This is a genomic window from Streptomyces sp. NPDC021080, from assembly GCF_044333225.1.
Lineage (GTDB): Bacteria > Actinomycetota > Actinomycetes > Streptomycetales > Streptomycetaceae > Streptomyces.
Genome location: NZ_JBIRQM010000010.1, coordinates 173049 through 198023 on the forward strand (window position 1 = coordinate 173049; position 24975 = coordinate 198023).

Sequence of the window (24975 nt, forward strand, 5' to 3'; positions counted from 1 at the left end):
GTCAGCCCCCTCCCGATCACGATCGCCCGAGCAGGCCGGATCCGGGGCCGCTCGCACGGGAAACGAGCGGGGCCGGTCGCTCCGGACATGTCCGGAGCGACCGGCCCCGAAGGCCGAGCGGTGTCTCAGTCGTTCTTGGACGCCTTGCGCCTGCGGCGCACCAGCACCAGCGGCGCCGCGCCCAGCAGAGCCACGGAGCCCGGCGAGGTGACCGCCGCGGCCGCCTGGTCGCCGAGACCGGGCTGGTCGAAGGTGTCCGGGACCGGGAGGGTGCCCCAGCGGTTGATGGGCCAGGCCTTGACGATGGCGCGGCCGACGACGTCGTTCACCGGCACCATGCCGTGGTGCTTGTCCGTCTGGTTGTAGCGCGAGTCCCGCGAGTTCTGGCGGTGGTCGCCCATCACCCAGATCATGCCCTTGGGGACCTTGACCTTGAACTGGCCGCCGTCCTCGTCCTGGCTGCACGGGGTGTTCCCGGCGTACACGTACGACGTCTCGTTCAGCGCCTTGCCGTTGACCTTCAGCGGGCCGGTGCCGTTGCACTCGACGGTGTCACCGCCGACGCCGATGACCCGCTTGATGAGGTCCTTCTCCTCGGCGGACGGCATCAGGCCGATCCAGCTGAGGACGGTCTGAAGGGCGTTCGGGTTGGCCGTGGGCTCGCCCGCCAGCCAGTTGTCCGGGTCGTGGAAGACGACGACCTCGCCCCGCTGCGGCTCGGAGCCGAACCACGGAGTGAGCTTGTCGACCAGGACACGGTCACCCTGCTGGAGGGTGTTCTGCATCGAGTCCGAGGGAATCGAGAACGCCTGCACCAGGAAGGTCTTGATAATCAGCGCGAGCACCAGAGCGATGCCGATCAGGATCGGCAGCTCCTTCCAGAAGGAGCGCTGCTTGGTGGACTTCGGGTCCCGCCCGGAACGCCCGGTCGAGGCGTCACCGTCCTCGGAGCCGCTCCCGGAACCCGAATCGGGTTCTACGGCCGGGGCAGCCGCATCCTCGGGCCGCTCCGGCTGTCCCTCGGGACCCTCGTGCCCAGAACGCGCGCCGACCGCCACATCCCCCACATCCACTCCTCACTCCGTGCCGCCGCCCGCGCCGTATTCGGCGCAGGCCCACCACTCCCATAACGAGCGGGAGTTCCGCAGGGCTCGGGAGCGGGATCAATCCATCTGGATCCGCAGAGGCCACCCTATGCGACAGAGCTGGAGCGGAAGCCGACCCTCCAGGCGCGTCGGCCACCGTCGAGAACGTGTTCGGCTCCTGCAGCCGGGTCCAATGGCCGATGGGCCAGCCGATGACCATCGCCCGGCCCACGACCGAATCCTCGGAGACGGTTCCGCTGAACTTGTCGCTGCGGTGGTACCGGGAGTCCGCGGAGTTGCCCCGGTGGTCGCCCAGCACGAACAGACGGCCCGCGGGCACCTTCACCTCGAAGGAGAACTCCGACGGTTTGTCCCCGGCGTAGATGTACGGCTCGGTCAGGGGGGTGCCGTTCACGGTCACCCGGCCCTGGGCGTCACAGCACTTGACGGTGTCCCCGCCGAGGCCGACGACCCGCTTGATCAGGTCCTTCTCGTTGTCGGAGGGCAGCAGACCGATGAAGGTCAGTCCCTCCTTGAACTGCTTGACGACCACGGGGTCGTGCTTCTTCTGGGCGTCCTCGGCCGTGAGCCAGCCCCCGGGGTCCTTGAAGACGACGACGTCACCGCGCTTGGGCTGGGAGCCGAACCAGGGGGTGAACTTGTCCACCAGGACGCGGTCGCCGATCTGGATCGTGTTCTCCATGGAACCCGACGGGATCACGAAGGCCTGGACGAGGAACGTCTTGAGGACCAGGGCTATCAGCACGGCGACGCCGACGAGGAGGGGAATCTCCTTGACCGCCGAGCGGCGCCTGCGCCGCTTGATCTTGCGCGCGAGCTTGCGGCGCTCGACCCGGCTGGGCCGGGCGGCGCCGCCGGCGGCGCGCCGGGCCCCGGTGGGCAGCAGGTTGTCGGCAGCGGAGGCGGAGACTCCGCGCGCCCGTCCACGGTTACCCACGGGCACCTCCGGCGGCCGGTACACGCGCGTAGGCGTCGGGACGTGTCAGACGGGTCCAGTGGCCCACGGGCCAGGCGATCCAGTCGGCCCTGCCGATGACATCGCCGACGGGGACCATGCCGCCGCCGGGCGAGCCCAGATGATCACGGGAGTCGCTGGAGCGGCTGCGGTGATCGCCCAGGAGGAACAGGGAGCGCTCGGGCACGACGATGTCGAAGGGCACCTCGGACGGGCTGTCACCCCGATAGAGAAATGTCGACTCGTCGACCGATCGGCCGTTCACTTCGAGTCTCCCCTCCTTGTCGCAGCAGACCACGTGGTCTCCCCCTACTCCGACGACGCGTTTGACGTAGTCCGCGTTCCCGAAATAACCGGTGCCGTCGAAGACGACGACATCGCCCCGCTGCGGCTCGGAACCGAAACGGTACGCCAACTTGTTTACGAGAACGCGGTCCCCGATCCTCAATCCGGACTCCATGGAGCCGCTGGGAATTTCGAACGGCTGCATCACGAAGCGGCTGACCAGCAGCAGAAATACCAGACAGATCAGCACGGTCAGGGTGATCCGGCCCCCGGGAAGCCAGTCGGCGGCCTTGTCCACGAACGCAGAACGCGACCGCTCCTCCGGCCCCGCTGTGTCCGAGATCTCCTCGGAAGCGGAAGGGCGGGAGGAGCGGTCGCGCTCCACGGGCTGTGCTTCGGTGTCCATCGGGGCCAGATGCTATCCGGCCTGTCTGAGACACCTTCTTACCGGCTCGGTCACCGACGGGTCACCGCGACGGAAGAGCTCAGTTGTCGCGCTTCTCCTTGATCTTCGCGGCCTTGCCGCGCAGCTCACGGAGGTAGTACAGCTTCGCGCGACGGACGTCACCGCGGGTGACGAGCTCGATCTTCTCGACGATCGGGGTGTGCACCGGGAAGGTGCGCTCGACGCCGACGGAGAACGAGACCTTGCGGACCGTGAAGGTCTCGCGGACACCCGAGCCCTGGCGGCGGATGACTACGCCCTTGAACTGCTGCACACGGGAGCGGTTGCCCTCGATGACGCGGACGTGGACGTTGACGGTGTCACCCGGGCGGAAGGCCGGGACGTCGGTGCGCAGCGAGGCGCCGTCGACGGAGTCGAGCAGGTGCGACATTTTGTCTGCTTTCTTCGCTGATGCCACAGGTCATCAACGGGAGAGAGGTTCGAAGAGGATGCCGTCTCGTCGGGGCGGGCGTCGTGTCCCCCTGTGGCAGGGGCGCACGCCGGACGACGGAGAGCAGCGGCCTATTCTTCCACGGCCTCGGGCCTGCGCCAAAATCGGCCGTCGGGGTCCGGCCGCCAGCCCAGGATCGAGAGCATCTCGCGGTCCTTCTTGTCGAAGGCGGAGGCGTCGCAGCGCTCGATGAGGTCGGGCCGGTTCGCCGCCGTACGGCGCAGGGCCTCGTCGCGGCGCCAGCGGGCGATCTTCCCGTGGTGGCCGCTGACCAGTACGTCGGGGATCTCACGGCCGCGCCACCGCGGGGGCTTGGTGTACACCGGGCCCTCCAGGAGGTTGGCCATGGCCCCGGGGGCGAAGGAGTCGTCCCGGTGGGACTCGGCGTTGCCGAGGACACCCGGCAGCAGTCGCGCCACGGCCTCGGTGACGACGAGGACGGCCGCCTCGCCGCCGGCGAGGACGTAGTCGCCGATGGAGACCTCGTAGACGGGCATCCGGGTCGCGTACTCGTCGATCACGCGGCGGTCGATGCCCTCGTAGCGCGCGGGCGTGAAGACCAGCCAGGGGCGCTCGGAGAGCTCGACGGCGAGCTGCTGGGTGAACGGGCGCCCGCTGGGGGTGGGGACCACGAGGGCGGGGCCGTGGGCGCCCGTCTCGTATCCGTCCGCCAGGGCGGAGTCCAGGGCCTCGCCCCAGGGCTCGGTCTTCATGACCATGCCGGGACCGCCGCCGTAGGGCGTGTCGTCGACCGTGTTGTGACGGTCGTACGTCCAGTCCCGCAGATCGTGCACGTGCACGTTCAGCTGTCCGCGCGCGCGGGCCTTGCCGACCAGCGAGACGTTCAGGGGGTCCAGGTACTCGGGGAAGATCGTGACCACGTCGAGCCGCATCAGGCGTCGGCCCCCGCGGCGTCCTCGCCGGCCCCGGCGGAGCCGCTCTCCTCGTCCCTGGTGGAGACGACCTCGGCCTCGTCGTCGATCAGTCCGGGCGGCGGGTCGATGACGGCCCGCTGCTCCTCCAGGTCGATCTCGACGACGATCTCCTCCACGAACGGGATCAGCACCTCGGTCCCGTCCGGGCGCTCGACCACGAACAGGTCCTGCGAGGGCAGGTGCGAGATCTCCGTGATGCGTCCGACCTCGGCGCCGTCCGTGGTGACCACGTCCAGGTCCATCAACTGGTGGTCGTAATACTCGTCCGGGTCCTCCGGCGTCTCGTCCGGGTCGACCTCGGCGATCAGCAGGGTGTTGCGCAGGGCCTCGGCGGCGTTGCGGTCCCGCACGCCCGCGAAGCGCAGCAGGAGACGGCCGCTGTGGACGCGGCCCGTCTCGATGGTCAGTGGTCCGGTGGAGGCCGGATCGGTGAGCAGGACGGCACCGGGGCCGAGCCGCAGCTCCGGCTCGTCGGTGCGGACCTCCACGGTGACCTCGCCCTTGATGCCGTGGGCACGGCCGACGCGAGCGACTACCAGCTGCACTGTGCTTGATCTCCTGTCGTATGCCGACGGCAATGCTTCTTGAACGACTACGGGCCGGGGACGGCTCGTAAGCCCTCCCCGGCCCGAGCCGGTGCTGCCTGTTACGTCAGCGGACGTGATCCACGTCGACGAGGTCGACGCGGACACCGCGGCCGCCGATGGCGCCCACGACGGTGCGCAGAGCGCGCGCGGTGCGGCCGTTGCGGCCGATCACCTTGCCGAGGTCGTCCGGGTGGACCCGGACCTCGAGAACGCGCCCGCGGCGCAGGTTGCGGGAAGCGACCTGCACGTCGTCGGGGTTGTCGACGATGCCCTTCACGAGGTGCTCGAGAGCCTCCTCGAGCATGCTCAGGCCTCGGTCGACTCGGACTCGGCCGAAGCCTCGTCCTTCTTCTCAGCCTTCTTCTTCTGGGTGATGGCCTCACCCTTGCCCGTGTCCTCGCCACCGAGGGCGTCGAACAGCGGGCGCGCGGCCTTCGGCTCGGCGACGAGCAGCGGAGCCGGGGCCGGCAGGCCCTTGAACTTCTGCCAGTCACCGGTCAGCTTCAGGATGGCGAGCACGGGCTCGGTCGGCTGCGCGCCGACACCCAGCCAGTACTGCGCACGGTCCGAGTCGACCTCGATGCGCGAGGGGTTCTGCACCGGGTGGTACAGGCCGATCTCCTCGATGGCCCGGCCGTCACGGCGGGTACGGGAGTCGGCGACGACGATGCGGTAGTGAGGCGAACGGATCTTGCCCAGACGCTTCAGCTTGATCTTGACTGCCACGGAAGTGGTGTCTCCTGGTCTTGACGGGGTTGGGCACGCAGAGATGGCCGCGTGGGGTTGCGGTACCCGAGTGCCCGATGGACGCGTCAGCCGGAGGAGAGAGGGGTCCTATGCGGCTGTCGAGTACAGCTAGCCATTCTGCCACATCCTGCGCTCCGCCCGGACCGAGGGTGCCCGGGCCGACACCTGAACGAGCGCACACCTGACGGGCACCCGGCGTTCCGGGTGCCCATCGGGCAGAGGACGGCGTGGGCCGGCCGTCGGCGGCGTCGGAGAGCTGTCGCCCGCGCGCACTCGTGCCTCCTGAATTCCCCCACCCGCCCGAGGGCGGGTGGGGGAGGCACGACTGCTCACGGGCCGCGCGAACTGCTCCGGCACCCACGAGACGCCGGTGGAGCACGCACCTCAGCCGGCGGCGGCCCCGACCACCTCCGGGATGCGGAAGGGTTTGCCGCACCCTCCGCACACGATCGGCGCCTGCGCGAGGACGGACGGCACCACGCGCACGTTGCGCCCGCAGTCGCAGACGGCCTTGACGCGGACACCTCCCCCGGAGGAGCCGTGGCGTGCGGCCGGACCACGGAACGAGCGGGCGGTGTCCGCGGACGTGGCGGCCGTGTGGGCCTTCAGCGCGCGCTGGAGCCGCTCGATGGTCGGGCGGTAGCGGCGTTTCGCCTCGGGATTGAGCGTGACCAGCGAGAAGCCGCTGCTGGGATGCGGCTCCTCGGGATGGTCGAGGCCCAGTTCCTCGGCGATCGCCAGGAATCTGCGGTTGTGATAGCGGCCGGCGCGCGAGGTGTCGCGGACCCCGCGGGCGGCGGCGATGCCATGGACTGCTTCGTGAAGCAGTCGCTCGAAGGAGAGCTCGTGTCCGCAGGCGGACGACGATTCTCCGATCAGGGACTCTGGCGCGGCAAGATCGGGCAGTTCGGGGTGGTGCCGCTGAATGTCGGCCCACGCCCCTGCCAGCTCTGCGGCGAGAACAGGTGGTGTCGTGCTCACGTAATGACAACGAGCGGGAGTGCCTCGGTGTTCCTATTACGGGGCATCCCAAATAATTTGCACGTACCCGTCAGTTGCCACTGATGCGTCCCGACGAGGGCGGGTGCGCTGATCTGCGGAGAAGCATCGCAGCTCGTACCAAGGCGGTACGTAGGCACACGTACGCCCCGGCGCGTAGGCGGCATCCGCACGCCGGGACACCTGTGGCCGGCAGATGCGCAAGAGGTGTTTCGGCCGCCCTGCGGTCCCGCTCAGTAGGCGCGGGCGACGACCGCGACGTTACCGGGTGTGTCGTCGGCGCCGGGCACCGACCCGTCCTCGGCGACCAGACACCGTACGGTCACCGCGTGCTCGGCGAGCCTGGCCTCGCCCTCTTCGCCGAGGTCGGCCCAGGGGATGCGGGCCCAGCCGCCGGCCAGGGCGGCCTCCACGGCCGCGTCGATGGTCGACACGTCCGACGTACGGGACTCGCGGCGCTCACGGGACTGCCTCAGGAGCAGCGCCTGGTCCTCCTCCATGACGCCGGGGAGCAGGGCCGCCAGTGCGTCGAGGGCCACGGGCTCCTTGCCCCCGGGGATGCGGCGGGCCAGCATCGCCGTGCCGCTCTCCAGGTCACGGGGGCCGACCTCGACCCGTACGGGGACACCCTTCAGTTCCCAGTCGACGGCGCGGCGCCCGAACGGGGTGTCCGTACGGTCGTCGACCCGGACCCGCAGACCCGCCGCGGTCAGCCGGTCGCCGATCTCGTGGACCTTGGCCAGAACGGCCTGGTCCCCCTTGATCGCGAGGACGACGACCTGTACCGGGGCGAGCCGGGGCGGCACCCGCAACCCGCTGTCATCGCCGTGCGACATGATCAGGCCACCCACCATGCGGGTCGAGGACCCCCAGGAGGTCTGCCAGACGAGCTCCTGCTTCCCGTCCCTGGACAGGTACTGCGTCGCGAACGCCTTCGCGAAGTTCTGCCCCAGCTCGTGACTGGTGCCCATCTGGAGCGCCTTGCCGTCGCCCATCATCGCTTCGAGGGTGAGGGTGTTGACGGCACCGGCGAACCGCTCGCTCGCCGTCTTCCGGCCAAGGACGACATCGATGCCGAGGACGTTCACCATGAAGTCGGCGTACACCTCCTTGTGGATGTGCGCGGCGTAGTCCCGGGCGTCCTCGTAGGTGGCGTGCGCGGTGTGGCCCTCCTGCCAGAGGAATTCGGTCGTCCTCAGGAACACCCGCGGGCGCATCTCCCAACGGACCACGTTCGCCCACTGGTTGATCAGCAGCGGCAGATCGCGGTAGCTCTGCACCCATTTGGAGAAGTACTCGTTGACGATCGTCTCGGAGGTGGGGCGGACGACGACGGGCTCCTCCAGCTCCTTGCCGCCGCCGTGCGTGACGACCGCGAGCTCGGGGGCGAAGCCCTCGACGTGCTCCGCCTCCCGGGTCAGGTAAGACTGCGGGATGAACAGCGGGAAGTACGCGTTCTGGGCACCCGCCTCCTTGATGCGGGCGTCCATCTCCTGCTGCATCCGCTCCCACAGCCCGTACCCGTACGGCCGAATGACCATGGTGCCGCGGACCGGTCCGTTGTCGGCGAGCTCGGCCTTGTTGATCACGTCCTGGTACCAGCGCGGGAAATCGTCCGACCGGGGCGTGAGAACGGGTGCCTTTGCCATGCGGGTGATGCTACGGGCCCACGTTGCCGGTATGTGAATTCTTGAGCCTTTCGCGCCCGGGGCGACATCGGGCCCCCGCGACCCCTGGACGGCACGTCGAGCGCGGAGTTACCTGACATACGGGGGGAGTGCGGGCCTTACGCGCGGGGGCGGAGGAAAGGGGGCCCGGCGACAACTCTCGGCGGATTGGGGCACTTTCGATGACACCTACGCTCGTGCGGCAGCACCTTCCTCATGCGGGCCCATCGCCCCGCTCGGACCGGGTGGCACGCGCGCGTGACTGGGCCGAGATTCAGGAGCGGATGCTGGTACCGCTCTACGAGGCCGTCTACGAGCGGCTCGAAGTGGGCGGCGGCACCAGGCTGCTCGGGCTCGGCTGCGGGTCCGGGCTCGCCCTGTTGATGGCGGCCTCCCGCGGCGCCGCGGTCACGGGTGTCGACGCCTCTTCACCCGAACGGCTGACCCTCGCGCGGGAACGTCTGCTGCCGCAGGAACCGGGCGCGGGTCTCCGGGCCGAGGCCCGGATCGTGGCCGGGTCCCCTCGGGACGCGGTGGCCGAGGGAGCGCCGGCATACAGCCTGGTGACCGCGTTCGAGCCGATCGGCTGCGTGGCCGGCGACTCCGCGGGGCTCGTCTCGCTGCTCGCGCAGGCGGCACCGCTCGTCGGCCGGGGGGCGCCCGTGGTGCTGGTCGGGTGGGGGCCGCCGGAGCGGTGCGCCACTTCGGCGGTGCTGCGGGTGGCCACCAAGCTGGCGGATCCGCTGCGCGGCGCGGCGAGCTGGCGTGCCGCCTGCCGGGACGACCTGGAGGAGGTCGCCCAGCGGGCCGGGCTGCGGCCGGACGGCTCGGGCCGGGTGGCCTGCCCGTTCGGCTACGCGGATGTGGACAGTGCCGTGCGCGGGCTGCTCTCCACCGGGCTCTTCGACGCCGCGGTCGCCGCCACCGACCAGGCGCAGGTCGACAAGGAGGTGACCGAGGCGCTGCATCCTCATCTGCGGCGCGACGGGACCGTCTGGATGCCGAACGTGTTCCGGTATCTGATCGCCCGTACACCCTGAGACCGGTCGGGGGTCGGGGCCGTGCCGGTGCATCAGCCCGTCGCTGTCGGGTGAGGCGTGATCGTCGGTGGCGACGGGCATCGATGCACCGGCACGGCCCCTCCCGCGCGTACCCGGCTGCGGGGGTGCGGTGGCTCGGGTGCGGGGGGTGCGGTGGCTCGGGGGGTCCGGGCATGTCGTCGGGTGCCGGGTTCACACCTCCTTGGCCGTCCGCGGCACTCCGGCGATCCGGTACGCCTCGGCCTCCTCCAGGGTCTCGTTCGCGAGGAGCGCCTCCGCGAGGGCGTCCAGTTGTCCCCGGTGCTCACGGAGCTTCTGGCAGGCCTCCTCGTAGCACTCGTCGACGATGCGGCGCATCTCGTGGTCGATCGAGTCGAGGGTGCCCGGGGCGGCCGCGAGGCCGTAGGCCTGCTGGGCGTCGCCCGGCAGCGCGGACAGCCGGCCCACGCGTTCGCTCATGCCCCAGCGGGCCACCATCCCGCGGGCGAGGTTCGTGACCTGTTCCAGGTCGTTCTCCGAGCCCGTGGTGATGACGTCGTAGACGACGTGTTCGGCGGCCATGCCGCCGAGGGCGCCGATGATCCGGCCGCGCAGGTATTCCTCGGTGTACGCGTACCGGTCCGCGTCCGGCGTCGAGAGGGTGACGCCGAGGGCGCGGCCGCGCGGGACGATGGTGATCTTGCGGACCGGGTCGGCGCCGGGCCGCAGCATCCCGAGGAGGGCGTGGCCGCTCTCGTGGTACGCCGTGCGGCGGCGTTCCTCGTACGGCATGACCAGGGAGCGTTCGGCGCCGAGCTGGACCTTCTCGAGCGCTTCGGAGAGGTCGCTCTGGGTCACCTCGGACTGCTTGCGCTTGACGGCGAGGAGGGCGGCCTCGTTGGCGAGGTTGGCGAGGTCGGCACCGGTCATGCCCGGGGTCGTCCGGGCCACCTGGGTCAGATTCACGTCGGGGGCGAGCGGGATCTCGCGGGTGTGGATCTCCAGGATCGCCTCCCGGCCCCCGCGGTCGGGGGGCGAGACGTTGACGACGCGGTCGAAGCGGCCCGGGCGGGTCAGCGCCGGGTCCAGGATGTCCGCCCGGTTGGTGGCGGCGATGACGATGACGCCCTCCGAGCCGGAGAAGCCGTCCATCTCGGTGAGGATCTGGTTGAGCGTCTGCTCGCGCTCGTCGTGGCCTCCCATGGCGGAGCCGCCCGACCGTGACCGTCCGATGGTGTCGATCTCGTCGATGAAGATGATGGACGGGGCCACCTTGCGGGCCTCGGCGAACAGTTCGCGCACGCGCGAGGCGCCGACGCCCACGATCATCTCGATGAACTCGGAGGCCGAGGCGGAGAAGAACGGGACGCCGGCCTCGCCCGCGACCGCCCGGGCCAGCAGGGTCTTTCCCGTGCCGGGCGGGCCCGCCAGGAGCACGCCACGCGGCATCTTCGCGCCCATCCTGCGGTAGGCGTCGGGGTTCTTGAGGAAGTCCACGACGTCGTCGACCTCACCGGCCACCTCGTCGATGCCGGCCACGTCCGAGAACGTCGTGCGCTTGCCGCCGGGCACGAGTTCGACCGGTTTCGGGGGCGTCTTGCGGCCGAGCATGCCGCCCGCGCCGCCCATGCCGGAGCCCATCCGCCGGGCGATGAAGATCCACAGGACGACGAGCAGGATCATCGGGGCGAGCGAGATCAGCAGGTTGAACAGGAAACTGCGTTCCTGGACCACCGGCGAGGCGGTCACCGTGACGTCGTGTTTCTGCAGGTTGTCCCAGAGCTTGTCGTCCGCGAAGACCGGGCGCTGCGTCTTGAACTTGGTGTATTTCCCGTTGCCGCCGGGCTTCTCCTGGGAGTTCTTGAGCTGTCCCTGGATCGCGTCGCCCTTGGCGTAGATCTTGGTGACGTTGCCGTCGTCGACCTGCCGGCTGAACTCCGTGTACGAGATCGTCGGCTCGTTGCCCTGGTTGTAGAAGGACAGCACCAGGTTGGCGATCAGGAACACGATGAGCGCGGCCAGGGCCAGGCTCCACCAGCCGCCGGGGAGCTTCCGCCGGCCGCCCGACGGCGGTGTCGGCTCGGGCGGGGTGCCCTCGGTACGCCACGGCTGGTCCGGTGCCTTGCGGGGTGGCACGGGATTGCTCATAAAGGGACGTTACGACAGATGGCGGACAGCGGCACCCGCGGTCATGCCGCTGGGGGCGCCCCTCGTGGTGAGGAGCGCCCCCAGCGGGCGTCACGACGGCGCTCCCGTACGGGACGGGAGCGCGTCGCCGGGCGTCAGCCCATGAACTTCTTGAACTCGTCCGGCAGCTCGAAGTTGTCCTGGGCGTTCTGCTGCGGGAGGCCGAAGGCGTTGCCGCCCTGGGCGCCGGCCTCGCGGCGGGCGGCCTCCTCTTCCTCCTGCTGCTTGCGCTTCATCGGGTTGCCGGAGCGCTGCTTGCCCTTGGCCACCTTCGGCTTCTTCTTGGCGCGGCCGGGGCCGCCGCCCATGCCCGGCATCCCGGGCATGCCCGGCATCCCGCCGCCCTGGGCCATGCGGGACATCATCTTGCGGGCCTCGAAGAAGCGCTCCACCAGGCCCTTGACCGCGCTGACCTCGACGCCGGAACCCTTGGCGATACGGGCGCGGCGCGAGCCGTTGATGATCGTCGGGTCCTGGCGCTCGCCCGGGGTCATCGACTTGATGATCGCGCCGACACGGTCGACGTCCCGCTCGTCCAGGTTGTTGATCTGGTCCTTGATCTGGCCCATGCCCGGGAGCATGCCGAGCAGCTTGCTGATGCTGCCCATCTTCCGGACCTGCTCCATCTGGGCCAGGAAGTCGTCCAGGGTGAAGTCCTGGCCCTTCTTGGACGCCAGCTTGGAGGCCATCTTCTCGGCCTCTTCCTGGCTGAACGTCTTCTCCGCCTGCTCGATCAGGGTGAGGAGGTCACCCATGTCGAGGATGCGGGAAGCCATCCGGTCCGGGTGGAAGGCGTCGAAGTCGTCGAGCTTCTCGCCGTTCGAGGCGAACATGATCGGCTTGCCGGTGATCTGCCGGATCGACAGGGCGGCACCACCGCGGGCGTCACCGTCGAGCTTGGAGAGCACCACGCCGTCGAAGCCGACGCCGTCGCGGAAGGCCTCGGCCGTGTTGACGGCGTCCTGGCCGATCATCGCGTCGACGACGAAGAGGATCTCGTCCGGGCTGACGGCGTCGCGGATGTCCGCGGCCTGCTGCATCAGCTCCTGGTCGATACCGAGGCGGCCGGCGGTGTCCACGATCACGATGTCGTGGACCTTGGCCTTGGCGAACTCGATGGAGTCCTTGGCGACCTTGACCGGGTCGCCGACGCCGTTGCCCGGCTCGGGGGCGTAGACGGCGACGCCCGCGCGCTCGGCGACGACGCTGAGCTGGTTCACCGCGTTGGGGCGCTGGAGGTCGGCGGCGACGAGGATCGGGGAGTGGCCCTGGTCCTTGAGCCACTTGGCGAGCTTTCCGGCGAGCGTGGTCTTGCCCGCGCCCTGGAGGCCCGCGAGCATGATCACGGTGGGCGGGTTCTTGGCGAACCGCAGACGGCGGGTCTCGCCGCCGAGGATCGTGACGAGCTCGTCGTTGACGATCTTCAGGACCTGCTGGGCGGGGTTGAGGGCCCTGGAGACCTCGCTGCCCATGGCCCGTTCCTTGACGTTCTTGATGAACGTGCGGACGACGGGCAGGGCGACATCGGCTTCGAGGAGCGCGATGCGGATCTCGCGTGCCGTGGCGTCGATGTCCGCCTCACTGAGGCGCCCCTTGCCGCGGAGGTTTTTGAACGTCGCGCTGAGGCGGTCGGAGAGGGTATCGAACACGGTGGCTTCGGTCCTCGGAGTCGGGGTCGTTTCGGGCTGCCCTCCAGGGTATCTGTCCCCGCAAGCGATTCGTCCCCGCACACCGCATTCATCGGGCGGGGAAGGAGCTCGCGGCGGCGGGGCGCGGCTCCCCGGCCCCTCCCGGACCGGTGTCCGACGACCGGACGGCCCCCGGGGTCGCGGAGATCACATGCCCGCTCGACACCGGGGACGACCGCAGGACCGACGACCACGGATCCGGTGACCGCGAGGCCGACGGCAACGGGGAGCCGGCCCGTGGCGCCTTGCCGTGGTCGGGGCCGCCGGGCACGGTGGCGGCCGTCGGTTCAGGCCCGCAGCGCCTCCTCCAGGGCCCGTGCCACCGAGGCCGCCTCCTCCCCCGGCAGGGGCTCCCCCTTCGCGCCCGTCACGTAGAAGGCGTCCACGGCGTTCGCGCCGAGGGTCGAGACGTGCATGCTCCGTACGCGCACCCGCGCCCTCTCCAGGGCCCGCCCGATGCGGTGCAGCAGGCCCGGGGCGTCATGGGCGCGGACCTCGATGACCGTGGCCAGCCGGGACGCGGCGGGCGCGACGGTCACCCGCGCGGGGGGCGCGACGACGCCCCGGCGGCGCGGATAGGCGGCGTCGCGCTCGGCGAGGCGGGCGGCGATGTCGAGGGAGCCGTCGAGGGCGCGTACGAGGTCGGCGCGCAGCCGGGCGGCCTGCGGCAGGGAGCCGTACTCGGCGGCGACGCGCCAGTTGAGCAGCAGGACGGAGCCCTCGACACCGTCGGGCAGGTCCAGGGCGCGCAGCTCCGCGGTGCGGACGGTCAGCCGGTGCATGGCGAGGACGCCGGCCACGGAGGGGAGCACCCCGGGCTGGTCGGGGACGGCGATGAGGAGTTCCACGCCGAGCGGCTCCGGGTCGTCCGGGTCGGTGTCGGAGGTGGCCTCGGTGTCGAGGGATTCCGTCTGCGCGCGCAGGGCCAGGACGGGTCCGCCGGTGCGGAACGCCTCGATCGCGAGGCGTTCCATCTCGGCGGTCGGCGCGGCGGCCTCGGGCTCCTCGGGCGCGTCGCCGGAGAGCACCGCCGAGACCCGTTTGACCAGGTCGGCGACGAGGGATCCGCGCCAGGAGGACCAGGCGGCGGGCCCGGTGGCGAGCGCGTCCGCCTCGGTCAGCGCGTGCAGCAGTTCCAGGGTGCCCTGGGAGCCGACGGCCTCGGCGACCGAGCGGACGGTGGCCGGGTCCTCCAGGTCACGCCGCGTCGCGGTGTCGACGAGCAGCAGGTGGTGGCGTACGAGGGTGGCGAGCACGGTGACGTCGACGCGGTCGAAGCCGATGCGGGCGGCCACGTCACGGGCGATGATCTCGCCGGCCACGGAGTGGTCGCCGGGCCAGCCCTTGCCGATGTCGTGCAGCAGGGCGGCGACGAGCAGGAGGTCGGGGCGGCCGACGCGGCGGGTCAGTTCGGAGGCTCGGACGGCCGTCTCGATGAGGTGGCGGTCGACGGTCCAGATGTGGACGGCGTTGCGCTGCGGCCGGCAGCGGACCCGCTCCCAGTCGGGCAGCAGCCGGGTGATCAGTCCTTCCGCCTCCAGTGCCTCCCAGACCTCGATGGTCGGACGACCGGAGCCGAGGAGGGTGACCAGCTGTTCGCGGGCCTCGGCGGGCCAGGGCGTGGGGAGGGGGCGCGCGGCGGCGGCCATGCGCCGTACGGCGTGCAGGGAGAGCGGGAGGTCCGCCTGCGCGGCGGCGGCCGCGGCGCGCAGCGGGAGCACGGGGTCGCGTTCGGGCCGGGCGGCGCGGGCGAGCACGACCTCGCCGTCCTGTTCGACCACGCCCTCCGCGAGGGGGGAGCGTTCGGCGACGGGCTTGCCTCCGCCCAGCATGGCGCGCAGCCGCGGACGTACGGCGCGCGAGCGCAGGACGCGTCCGACTTCGCGCCAGGTGACGTCGCTGGCGTACGACACGACGCGCGCGGCCTCGTAGACCTGGCGCAGCAGGGTGTCGGCGTCGAGGAGGCCGAGTTCGGCGGCGACCTGGTCCTGTTCCTGGAGGGCGAGGCGGTCGGTGGCGCGGCCGGTGGCCAGGTGCAGGGCGTCACGGACGTCCAGGAGCCGGCGGCGGGCGTCGGTGAGCCCTTCGCGGGGAGCGTCCGCGAGCCAGGACGCGGCGACGGCGCGCAGCGCGGTGGCGTCGCGCAGTCCGCCGCGCGCCTCCTTCAGGTCGGGTTCGAGGAGGTACTGGAGTTCGCCCTGGCGTTCGGCGCGCTCCGCGCACAGTTCCTGGAGTTCGGGCAGCCGTTTGGGAGCCTGGTTGCGCCAGTCGGCGAGGACGGCGGTGCGCAGTCCGGCGGTGAGGCCGAGGTCGCCGGCGATGTGGCGGGCGTCGAGGAGGCCGAGCTGCACCTTGAGGTCGTCGGCGGCGGTCTTGCGGGCCTCGACCGGGGTGCGGACCGAGTGGTCGAGATCGAGGCCCAGGTCCCAGACGGGGTACCAGACGCGGTCGGCCAGGGTGGCGACGGCGCCGGAGTCGGAGCCGTCGTGCAGGAGGAGCAGGTCGAGGTCGCTGCGGGGGGAGAGTTCGCCGCGGCCGTAGCCGCCGACGGCGACGAGGGAGACCCCGCGCAGGCCCTGGGATCCGGCGGTGAACAGGCCGGCCAGCCAGTCGTCCGTCAGTTCCGCGAGGGCCGCACGGCGCGGCGGCCCGGACCGCGCCCCCTCCTGGAGGAGGCGCAGCCGGGCCGCCGCGTAGCCGCTGGGTCCCGAGTCCTCTGCTTCCACTCGCGTGTCCGTGCTCGTCACCCAGCGACTCCTGTCTTTCCTGTTCCTGCGGGCCGGTCCCGTCAGAGCGCGTCGGGGCCGCGCTCGCCGGTGCGGACCCGGACGGCCGTGTCGACCGGTACGGACCACACCTTGCCGTCACCGATCTTGCCGGTACGGGCGGCCTTCACGACGACGTCGACGAGCTGTTCGGCGTCGTCGTCCTCGACCAGCACCTCGATGCGGATCTTGGGCACGAGGTCGACCGTGTACTCGGCGCCGCGGTACACCTCGGTGTGTCCCCGCTGCCGACCGTAGCCGCTCGCCTCGGTGACCGTCAGTCCGTGGACCCCGAAGGCCTGCAGGGCCTCTTTGATCTCGTCGAGCCGGTGGGGCTTCACGACGGCGGTGATGAGCTTCATGCGTCCACCTTCTTGGCGTCCGTGTCGGCCGGGGCGGGCACGGCGGTCCGGGCGGCGCCGCCACCGGCACCGCTGAAGTCGTATGCGGTCTCGGCGTGCTCGGCCTGGTCGATGCCGGCGATCTCCTCGTCCTCGGTGACCCGCATGCCGAGGGTCTTGTCGATGACGAAGGCGAGGATCGCGGAGACGACCAGGGAATAGCCGAGGACGGCGAAGACGCCGGCGCACTGCTTCCAGAACTGGGTCAGGCCGCCGCCGTAGAAGAGGCCTTCGACCGTCGACTGGCCCTTGCCGCTGGCGAAGAGGCCGATCAGCAGGGAGCCGATGACACCGCCGACGAGGTGGACACCGACGACGTCCAGGGAGTCGTCGTAGTTGAACTTGTACTTCAGGCCGACGGCCATGGCGCACAGGACACCGGCGATGGCACCGACCGCGATGGCGCCGAGCGGGGAGACCGCGCCACCGGACGGGGTGATGGCGACCAGACCGGCGACCGCGCCGGAGGCGGCGCCCAGCGTGGTGAACGCGCCGTGCCGGATCTTCTCGTAGAGGAGCCAGGCCAGCATGGCGGCCGCGGTGGCGACCTGCGTGTTGACGAACATCAGCGCGCCGACGCCGTCGTCGTTGCCGAGCCACGAGCCGGCGTTGAACCCGAACCAGCCGAACCACAGCAGACCGGAGCCGAGCATCACCAGCGGGAGGCTGTGCGGGCGCATCGGGTCCTTCTTGAAGCCGACCCGCTTGCCGATGACCAGGATCACGCCGAGCGCCGCGGCGCCCGCGTTGATGTGGACCGCCGTACCGCCGGCGAAGTCGATCACACCGAGGTCGAAGGCCCAGCCGCCGGTGCCCCACACCCAGTGGGCGACCGGGAAGTAGACGAGCGTGGCCCACAGCGTGATGAACAGCGACCACGCCGTGAACTTCACGCGGTCCGCGAGGGCACCGCTTATCAGCGCGGGCGTGATGATCGCGAACATCAACTGGAAGACCATGAAGACGAAGACCGGGATGGTGTATCCGGGCCAGAGTTCCGTCAGGCCGATGTTGCTGAGGCCGACCCAGTCAGAGGTCCAGCCGATGAACGATCCCTTGTCCGTGCCGAAGGCGAGGGAGAAGCCGTACAGCACCCACAGGATGGTGATGATCCCCATGCTGATGAAGCTCATCATCAGCATGTTGAGCGTGCTCTTGACGCGGACCATGCCTCCGTAGAAGAAGGCGAGGCCCGGCGTCATGATGAGCACGAGGGCGGAACAGATGAGCATGAACCCTGTGTTGGCGGCAGACAGCTTGGGTGCCTCTGCGGCAAGGGTGATGGCTGGTGCCATCGGCGTCTCCTCGTCGTTGGTACGGCCCCGTGCGGGCGAAGCCTGAGTGGTCGTGAGGGGTGGGCCGGTTATGCGCCATGAGATTGACGCAGCACCGTTTCCGTGGAGGCCCCTCGATGTTTCGCACCAGTGACGAAGACGCTCTGCGTGTTACGCGTTCATGAACTGCCGGATTACGGTCGAACCGATCGTTATCGTGACGCAATCTCCCGCAGGACGCTCACGGCGTCCGGAGCGAGGCCGGCCGGGGCCGCCGTACGGAACGCGCCCGCGACGGTGAGCCGGTTTCGCGGGCGTGGGCCCTGCCGGAGCCGCACGGAGCGAACCGGCCACGGCCTGCCGTCCGATGACCTGGCATGGGGGAGCCGAGTCGGGCAGTTCGGGACGGCCGGCCGCAGCCGGGGTTCGGGGCGGGCCGCGTCGGCGGCCGGGGGTCAGACCGCCTCGACGGTCTCGGGGAGGTCGACGGCCAGCTGGTCGGTGAGGTCGATGACCTCGGCGAGGTCGCCGAAGTCACGGACCGCGGTGTCGACCGTCTTTCGGATACGAGTGTTGACGCGCTCGGAGCGCACTTTCTTGCCGATCCTCAGCGCTTCCTTGGCCAGGACCGCACTCTGCTCGGGCTCACGCTGCAGCAGGTGCACGGTGGCCATGCCGATGAGGTTGAGCGCGTACGAACGCTGGTGCTCGGAGTCCTTGCCGAAACGGTCGACCGCCTCCTGCATCAGGGGCTCGGCCATGGAGGCGTAGGTGGGGCTGCGTCCGGCGACGTAGGCGAGATCGCGGTAGGAGTGGGAGTTCTCGCCGTACAGCTCGGCCCGGGAGAAGAAGCGGATCCAGTCGGGGTCCGGCTCGTCCCACTCGTGCACGTCGGCGAAGGTGTCCTCGGCCATGCGGACGGCCCGCTTGCACTTGCCCGGCTGGCCCATGTTGGCGTAGGCGCGGGCCTCCATCGCATACAGCATCGACTGGGTCCGCGGGCCGGCGCAGTCACGGCTGCCGTACTGGGCGAGGTGGATGAGCTCCAGCGCGTCCTCGGGCCGCCCGAGGTGGATCATCTGGCGGCTCATGCTGGAGAGGATGTACGAGCCGAGCGGCTTGTCGCCCGCCTCCTTCGAGGCGTGCAGCGCGAGCACGAAGTACTTCTGCGCGGTGGGCTGGAGGCCCACGTCGTAGCTCATCCAGCCCGCCAGTTCGGCCAGTTCGGCGGCGACCTTGAACAGACGCCTCTCGGTGACGGCGGGCTGGGGTTCCTGGAGGAGGTCGGTCACCTCGTGCAGCTGGCCGACGACGGCCTTGCGGCGCAGCCCTCCGCCGCACTGGGCGTCCCACTGACGGAACATCACGGTGGTGGACTCCAGGAGGTCCAGCTCCGGCTGCGAGAGCCGACCGCCGCGGCGCGTCGAGGCCGGCGGTTCGGCGGCCTCGTACGACGCCGCGGGCGTGGGGACGAGCCAGCGCTGCATGGGCTCGATGAGGGCCGGGCCCGCGGAGAGCCCCAGCGAGCTGCCGAGGAAGCCGCGCCGCGCCAGCATCAGGTCGCTGCGCGAGTACTCGCTGATCAGCGCGACGGTCTGGGGGGCGGTCCACGGCAGGTCGATGCCGGACACGGAGGGCGCCTGGTGGGCGGCGCGCAGGCCGAGGTCCTCCACGGCGACGACACAGCCGAACCGCTCGGAGAACAGCTCCGACAGGATCCGCGGGATCGGCTCGCGCGGGTTCTCCCCGTCCAGCCAGCGGCGCACCCGCGAGGTGTCCGTCGAGATGTGGTTGGCCCCCAACTGGCGGGCCCTGCGGTTCACCTGGCGCGCCAGCTCGCCCTTCGACCAGCCACTGCGCACGAACCACGAGCCGAGAAGCTCGTTGGGGCGCTTGTCAGCGTTCGTCCCGCCTCCGCCGTTGCCGCCCACTGGAACGCCCCCACTCCCCGAGAACACTTGTCGCCGCTCTGCGCCAAGCCCTATCAGAATGCCCGTAAACGCGGCCGCGCGTCCGGTAGTTCTCACCCTTCGAACGGGAACCCGGCTTGCCGTTGGCATACTCACGAGTAAACAAAGCCCCAGGACTCGTGCACACAAAGTAATCCTACGATCACGCGTCCAGCCATGGCGATCCACGAAACGCCACCATTCGCCACCCCTTCGAATGAACTCCAGTCGCCCTGCTCGCGATTCACTTGACACGGAACGACCGAGGGTGGGTGAAGAAGCGCACTCCGGGGCGCATCGAGCCGGGCGCACCACCCCGCACGCAACAAGGCGCCGCCTGGATCGCGCGATACCGGGCAGCCAGGAACAGAGGGTGACAATCCGGTTCCGTCACGTAACCACGGGCGCGTCAGACCGTTGGAGGGGGCATGGGCTTCACGATCGGCAGTAGTCGGGCGATGCGCGACATCCGGACCGGTGCTCGTCGCCGCGGCCGCTCGTCGGAGGGCACCGCCGTCGCCGCGTTCACCGGACTGTGGGGATGGGACGTGGTCCCGGGTGCCCGAGCCGCCGCGGGGGCGTGCTCGTGCGGCCGGACCGACTGCCCCGCGCCGGGTGCGCATCCCCTGGACTTCGCCCCGACGATCCCAGCGGGCACGACACTGGACGAGGCGACCGGCGCCTGGGCCGGTTTCCCCGGGGCCGCGGTGATGCTGCCGGTCGGCCGGGCCTTCGACGTGATCGAGGTGGCCGAGTCCGCGGGACGCCGCGCGCTGGTCCGGCTGGAGCGCATGGGTCTGCCGCTCGGTCCCGTGACGGCCACCGCGGACGGCCGCGCCCACTTCTTCGTCTCCCCCGGCTCCGCCGCCGAACTTCCCGAGCTGCTCTACCGGATGGGCTGGGACGACGCCTCCCTCGACCTGCACGGTCTGGGCCCGGGCGCGTACATCACCGCCCCGCCCTCCGACCGGGGCGGACTCGGCCCGGTCCGCTGGCTGCGCTCCCCCGTCCTGCACTCCGCCACGAAGCCGCCGCCGGCCAGGCTGCTGCTGGGCACCCTCGCCTACGTGGCACACCGCTCGCGGGTCTGAGGCGCCGCCGCGATCCGGACGGGCCGCACAGGACGAAGCGCCCGTCCCCCGGCAGTGCCGTGGGGGCGGGCGCTTCTTTCGGCACCTACGCGTTCGCGCGGGTGGTCACTCTCCGATAAGGGCGTCAACGAACGCCTCCGGCTCGAACGGCGCCAGATCGTCCGCGCCCTCGCCGAGCCCCACCAGCTTGACCGGGACGCCCAGCTCGCGCTGCACCGCGATGACGATGCCGCCCTTCGCCGTGCCGTCGAGCTTGGTCAGCACGATGCCGGTGATCTCCACGACCTCGGCGAACACGCGCGCCTGCACCAGACCGTTCTGCCCGGTGGTCGCGTCGAGGACGAGCAGCACCTCGTCGAGCGGGGCGTGCTTCTCCACGACGCGCTTGACCTTGCCCAGCTCGTCCATGAGGCCGGTCTTGGTGTGGAGCCGGCCCGCGGTGTCGATGAGGACGACGTCGGCGCCCTCTTCGATGCCCTCCTTGACCGCGTCGAACGCGATCGAGGCGGGGTCGCCGCCCTCGGGGCCGCGGACGGTGCGTGCGCCCACCCGCTCGCCCCAGGTCTGGAGCTGGTCGGCGGCGGCGGCACGGAAGGTGTCGGCTGCGCCGAGAACAACGTTTTTGCCGTCGGCGACGAGCACGCGCGCGAGCTTGCCGGTGGTGGTGGTCTTGCCGGTGCCGTTGACGCCGACGACCATCACGATGCCCGGGGTGTCGAGGGGCGAGTCGGTCTTGACCGCGCGGTCGAACTCCGGGACGAGCAGCTGGATCAGCTCTTCGCGCAGCAGGCTGCGCAGCTCGTCCGGCGTCCGCGTGCCGAGCACCTTGACGCGCTCGCGCAGCCGCTCGACCAGTTCCTGGGTGGGCTGCACACCGACGTCGGCGACGAGCAGCGTGTCCTCGATCTCCTCCCAGGTCTCGTCGTCGAGGTGCTCGCGCGAGAGCAGCGTGAGCAGCCCCTTGCCGAGCGCGTTCTGCGAGCGCGAGAGCCGGGTGCGCAGCCGCACCAGACGGCCGGCCGTCGGTTCCGGGATCTCGATCTGGGGGACGGCCGGAGGTTCCTCGACGACGACCGACGGAGCGGCCGAGCCGTCGGGGAGATCCACCTCCTCTATGGTGCGGAGCGGCTCGTCGTGTGGTGCCTCGGCCTCGTCGCCCACGTGGGGTTCGGCCGGCGGGGCGGTGATCTCGGGGGCGGCGGGGGGCGGCGGGGGCAGCTGCTTCCGCTTGCGACTGCCGACGACGAGCCCACCGAGCGCGCCGATCACCACCACGGCGATGACTACAGCAAGGATGATGGTTTCCATAACGGGTCCAGTATGCGCGACCTCCCCTTGGCCGGCCGTTGTCCGCGCGCGGGCTGCGTGCCCCGCGGACCGGGCCGGTCCGCCGCCCGGCGACACGCCTGCGGGCGGCCCTCACGGACCGGGTCGTGACGCCCCCGGCACCGCTCCGAAGCCGCTCTCGCCTCGCCCTCGCCTCCAGGACGTGCACGGGGGGTGCGCGCGGCGTCATCCGCCCGGGCGGGTACCGGGCGACGCCGAACAGGCCCGTGAACGGAGTGCCACCGGGTCACGCGCGTACCGGGCGGCGGGCCGGGCGGCACGCGACCGCGTGCATGCCGGGCGGCGGCGGACCGGGGCTCACCCGACCGCGTACGTGACGAGAGGCGGTGGGCCCGGCGTCGCGCGGGCGGTGTCACGGCTATGGCCGTCTGACGCTCCGTCAGCTACCGTCCCCCTCCACATACGAAGGGGGCTCCCCATGCCCGTGACGGTCGTGCGCTTCAACCTCGTCGAACCCGACGCCACCCCCGCCTCGCTCAGCGCCCGCTACCGGGCCGCCGTCGAGATGGCCGCGTATGCCGACGACCGCGGGATCACCACGGTGCAGACCGAGGAACACCACGGCGTCGCGAACAACTGGCTGCCCTCGCCGTTCGCGTTCGCGGGCGCGGTCTTCGGGGCGACCCGGCGTGTCGCGGTCACCGTCTCGGCGGTCATCGGCCCGCTGCACGACCCGCTGCGTCTCGCCGAGGACGTCGCCGTACTCGACCTGCTCAGCGGCGGCCGGCTGGTGACCGTGGCCGGCATCGGTTACCGGCCCGAGGAGTACGCGCAGTTCGACGTGGACTGGAAGCGGCGCGGAGAACTGCAGGACGAGCTCCTGGAGACCCTGCTGAAGGCGTGGACCGGCGAGGAGTTCGGCTACCGGGGCCGCACGGTACGGGTCACCCCGCGCCCGTTCTCGGACCCGCACCCCCTGCTGCTGGTGGGCGGCTCCTCCAGGGCCGCGGCCCGGCGCGCCGCCCGGTTCGGGCTGCCGTTCTTCCCGAGCGCGCACCTGCCCGAGCTGGAGGCGTACTACAAGGAGCGGCTCATCGAGTACGGCACCGAGGGCTGGACCATGATGCCCGCCGCCGAGACACCGCTGCTGCACATCGCCGAGGACCCGGACCGGGCCTGGGCCGAGTACGGCCGCCACTTCCTGCACGAGGCACGGACGTACGCCTCCTGGCAGTCCGGCGAGATCCGCTCGGCGGTGAAGTCCGCGGCCACGACGGTCGAGGAGCTGCGCGCGGAGGGCGTCTACCGCGTTCTCACGCCCGACCAGTGCGTGGAGCTGGGCCTGGACAGCCTCGTCCTGCATCCGCTGTCCGGCGGGATGCCGGTGGACGAGGGCTGGCGCAGCCTGCATCTGTTCTGCGAAAGCGTGCTGCCCCGGCTCGTATGACCTGACGGTCCGAGCCGGGGCAGCACGCCCTCTTCACGAGTACGAGGAGAGGGGCAGCGGGGACTTGGCCCTTCTCCCCGGGTTCCGGGGAGTCACCGGCGGCCGTGGGGAGCCGCCGGTGACATGACGGCCGTGGGGAGCCGCGGATGACGCGGCGGCCGTGGGGAGCCGCCGGGGCAGGGGGCGGTCAGCCCATCTCCTCCAGCGCCTTGCCCTTCGTCTCCTTGACGAACTTGAGGACGAAGGGGATGGAGAGCACGGCGAAGCACGTGTAGATCACGTAGGTGGCGGAGAGGTTCCAGTCGGCCAGCGACGGGAAGCTCGCGGTGATGGCCCAGTTGGCGATCCACTGCGCGGAGGCGGCGACACCGAGCGCGGCGGCGCGGATCCGGTTCGGGAACATCTCGCCGAGGAACACCCAGACCACGACACCCCAGGAGAGGGCGAAGAAGAGGACGAAGACATGCGCGGCGATCAGGGCGACCCAGCCCTGGGTGGCCGGCAGCTTGCCGTCGACCAGGTCGTAGGAGAAGGCCCAGGCCTCCAGGCCGAGACCGATGGCCATACCCGTCGAGCCGATGAGGGCGAGCGGCTTACGGCCGATGCGGTCCACGAAGATCATGGCGATCACGGTGCCGATGATGTTGATGATCGACGTGGTGAACGAGTAGAAGAACGAGTCCGTCGGGTCGACGCCGACCGACTGCCACAGCGTCGAGGAGTAGTAGAACGCGACGTTGATGCCGACGAACTGCTGGAAGACCGAGAGGCCGATACCGACCCAGACGATCGGCAGGAAGAGGAAGCCGCCGCCGAGCAGGTCCTTGAAGGTCGACTTGTGCTCACCCTTCATGGCCGTCTCAATCTCGTTCATGCGGGCGTCCAGGTCGATCTTGTCGCCCTCGACCTCCTTGAGCACCTCACGGGCGCGGTCCCTGCGGCCCACCTCGAGCAGGAAGCGCGGGGACTCGGGGATGGCGAAGGAGAGCAGCCCGTAGAGGACGGCCGGGATGACCATGACGCCGAGCATGACCTGCCAGGCCTCCACGCCGAGCAGCTGACCGCGCTGGTCGCCGCCGGCGGCGTTCAGGATGGCGTAGTTGACGAGCTGCGAGATGGCGATGCCGACGACGATCGCGGCCTGCTGGAACGAGCCGAGCCGTCCGCGGTACGCGGGCGGGGAGATCTCGGCGATGTAGGCGGGGCCGATGACGGAGGCCATGCCGATGGCGAATCCGCCGATGATGCGCCAGAAGGCGAGGTCCCACAGCGCGAAGGGCAGCGCCGAACCGACGGCGCTGACGGTGAAGAGGCTCGCGGAGATCTGCATGCAGCGGATGCGTCCGATGCGGTCGGCCATGCGGCCGGCGGCCGCGGCACCGATGGCACAGCCGATCAGCGCGATGGCGATGACCTGGGCCAGCGCCGCGGAGCCGATGTCGTAACGGCTGCGGATGGCCTCGACCGCACCGTTGATCACGGCACTGTCGTAGCCGAACAGGAAGCCGCCCATCGCGGCCGCCGCCGCGATGAAGATGACATGCCCGAGATGCTCGGGATGAGCCGGCTTGGCTCCTGGCACAGGTGCCTGCGATGCGCTGGTCACGTAGGACTCCTCGGGCCACCGGCCTCGCTGCCGGGGGTGGGGGGACGAAAGCCTTCGGTGGTGGTTACCAGTGGCGCACAGGTT

At 70.7% G+C, this 24975-nt stretch carries 20 protein-coding genes and 1 pseudogene; 3 read left to right on the forward strand and 18 right to left on the reverse strand.

What is annotated here, in order from left to right; genetic code table 11:
* Window positions 1-125: 125 nt before the first annotated feature.
* From lepB (ACH4S8_RS25195) to proS, 10 genes and pseudogenes are all read right to left on the reverse strand, one after another.
* Complete coding sequence (lepB, locus tag ACH4S8_RS25195) at window positions 126-1067, reverse strand: signal peptidase I (protein WP_398397684.1); 942 nt, start codon at window positions 1065-1067, stop codon at window positions 126-128.
* Window positions 955-2043, reverse strand: a pseudogene (gene lepB, locus ACH4S8_RS25200) (signal peptidase I); the annotation flags it as partial. The gene lepB (ACH4S8_RS25195) and the pseudogene lepB (ACH4S8_RS25200), both read right to left, overlap by 113 nt.
* Complete coding sequence (gene lepB / locus ACH4S8_RS25205; protein WP_398397686.1) at window positions 2036-2752, reverse strand: signal peptidase I; 717 nt, start codon at window positions 2750-2752, stop codon at window positions 2036-2038. The pseudogene lepB (ACH4S8_RS25200) and the gene lepB (ACH4S8_RS25205), both read right to left, overlap by 8 nt.
* Before the next feature lie 79 nt (window positions 2753-2831).
* Entirely contained in the window at window positions 2832-3182 is a 351-nt protein-coding gene (gene rplS, locus ACH4S8_RS25210; RefSeq protein WP_398397688.1) for a 50S ribosomal protein L19, read from the reverse strand.
* A 131-nt stretch (window positions 3183-3313) separates the two neighbouring features.
* Entirely contained in the window at window positions 3314-4135 is an 822-nt protein-coding gene (trmD, locus tag ACH4S8_RS25215) for a tRNA (guanosine(37)-N1)-methyltransferase TrmD (RefSeq protein WP_398397690.1), read from the reverse strand.
* Window positions 4135-4722 carry a ribosome maturation factor RimM gene (gene rimM, locus ACH4S8_RS25220; RefSeq protein ID WP_398397692.1) on the reverse strand — a complete coding sequence of 196 codons (588 nt, stop codon included), beginning with the start codon at window positions 4720-4722 and terminating at the stop codon, window positions 4135-4137. The genes trmD and rimM overlap by 1 nt, the downstream gene beginning before the upstream one ends.
* A gap of 106 nt (window positions 4723-4828) precedes the next feature.
* Window positions 4829-5068 carry an RNA-binding protein gene (locus ACH4S8_RS25225; protein ID WP_003973401.1) on the reverse strand — a complete coding sequence of 80 codons (240 nt, stop codon included), beginning with the start codon at window positions 5066-5068 and terminating at the stop codon, window positions 4829-4831.
* A gap of 2 nt (window positions 5069-5070) precedes the next feature.
* Window positions 5071-5490 (reverse strand): 30S ribosomal protein S16, encoded by a 420-nt coding sequence (gene rpsP / locus ACH4S8_RS25230; protein ID WP_398397694.1) that lies wholly within the window; start codon window positions 5488-5490, stop codon window positions 5071-5073.
* Window positions 5491-5895: 405 nt separating this feature from the next.
* Window positions 5896-6492, reverse strand: a complete 597-nt coding sequence (locus tag ACH4S8_RS25235; protein WP_037625093.1) for a hypothetical protein — start codon at window positions 6490-6492, stop codon at window positions 5896-5898.
* A gap of 251 nt (window positions 6493-6743) precedes the next feature.
* Window positions 6744-8159, reverse strand: coding sequence for a proline--tRNA ligase (gene proS / locus ACH4S8_RS25240; RefSeq protein ID WP_398397697.1), 1416 nt, complete (start codon window positions 8157-8159; stop codon window positions 6744-6746).
* 200 nt (window positions 8160-8359) lie between these two features.
* Here proS and ACH4S8_RS25245 point away from each other — a divergent pair, with 200 nt between their 5' ends.
* Window positions 8360-9217, forward strand: coding sequence for an SAM-dependent methyltransferase (locus ACH4S8_RS25245; protein ID WP_398397699.1), 858 nt, complete (start codon window positions 8360-8362; stop codon window positions 9215-9217).
* A 192-nt stretch (window positions 9218-9409) separates the two neighbouring features.
* On the opposite strand, the gene ftsH is transcribed toward ACH4S8_RS25245, so the two are convergent.
* The 6 genes from ftsH to ACH4S8_RS25275 form a co-directional block, all read right to left on the reverse strand.
* Entirely contained in the window at window positions 9410-11344 is a 1935-nt protein-coding gene (ftsH, locus tag ACH4S8_RS25250; RefSeq protein ID WP_398397702.1) for an ATP-dependent zinc metalloprotease FtsH, read from the reverse strand.
* A gap of 134 nt (window positions 11345-11478) precedes the next feature.
* Window positions 11479-13032, reverse strand: coding sequence for a signal recognition particle protein (gene ffh / locus ACH4S8_RS25255; protein ID WP_398397704.1), 1554 nt, complete (start codon window positions 13030-13032; stop codon window positions 11479-11481).
* A gap of 326 nt (window positions 13033-13358) precedes the next feature.
* On the reverse strand, window positions 13359-15818 hold the full coding sequence (locus tag ACH4S8_RS25260) for a [protein-PII] uridylyltransferase (RefSeq protein WP_398397706.1): 2460 nt from the start codon (window positions 15816-15818) through the stop codon (window positions 13359-13361).
* A gap of 41 nt (window positions 15819-15859) precedes the next feature.
* Window positions 15860-16198, reverse strand: coding sequence for a P-II family nitrogen regulator (locus ACH4S8_RS25265; protein ID WP_037625082.1), 339 nt, complete (start codon window positions 16196-16198; stop codon window positions 15860-15862).
* Window positions 16195-17532 (reverse strand): ammonium transporter, encoded by a 1338-nt coding sequence (locus ACH4S8_RS25270; protein ID WP_398397709.1) that lies wholly within the window; start codon window positions 17530-17532, stop codon window positions 16195-16197. Before ACH4S8_RS25270 ends, ACH4S8_RS25265 begins: the two co-directional genes overlap by 4 nt.
* A 434-nt stretch (window positions 17533-17966) precedes the next feature.
* Complete coding sequence (locus ACH4S8_RS25275; protein WP_398397711.1) at window positions 17967-19442, reverse strand: hypothetical protein; 1476 nt, start codon at window positions 19440-19442, stop codon at window positions 17967-17969.
* Between the two features lie 446 nt (window positions 19443-19888).
* On the opposite strand from ACH4S8_RS25275, the gene ACH4S8_RS25280 reads away from it, so the two are divergent.
* On the forward strand, window positions 19889-20551 hold the full coding sequence (locus ACH4S8_RS25280) for a bifunctional DNA primase/polymerase (protein WP_398397713.1): 663 nt from the start codon (window positions 19889-19891) through the stop codon (window positions 20549-20551).
* 105 nt (window positions 20552-20656) lie between these two features.
* Here ACH4S8_RS25280 and ftsY read toward each other — a convergent pair whose 3' ends face one another.
* Complete coding sequence (gene ftsY, locus ACH4S8_RS25285) at window positions 20657-21859, reverse strand: signal recognition particle-docking protein FtsY (RefSeq protein ID WP_398397715.1); 1203 nt, start codon at window positions 21857-21859, stop codon at window positions 20657-20659.
* A 457-nt stretch (window positions 21860-22316) separates the two neighbouring features.
* Here ftsY and ACH4S8_RS25290 point away from each other — a divergent pair, with 457 nt between their 5' ends.
* Window positions 22317-23285, forward strand: a complete 969-nt coding sequence (locus tag ACH4S8_RS25290) for an LLM class flavin-dependent oxidoreductase (protein WP_398397717.1) — start codon at window positions 22317-22319, stop codon at window positions 23283-23285.
* A 187-nt stretch (window positions 23286-23472) separates the two neighbouring features.
* On the opposite strand, the gene ACH4S8_RS25295 is transcribed toward ACH4S8_RS25290, so the two are convergent.
* The gene (locus ACH4S8_RS25295; RefSeq protein WP_398397719.1) at window positions 23473-24891 is read right to left on the reverse strand and encodes a sugar porter family MFS transporter; all 1419 of its coding nucleotides are present in this window, start codon (window positions 24889-24891) and stop codon (window positions 23473-23475) included.
* Window positions 24892-24975: the final 84 nt, after the last annotated feature.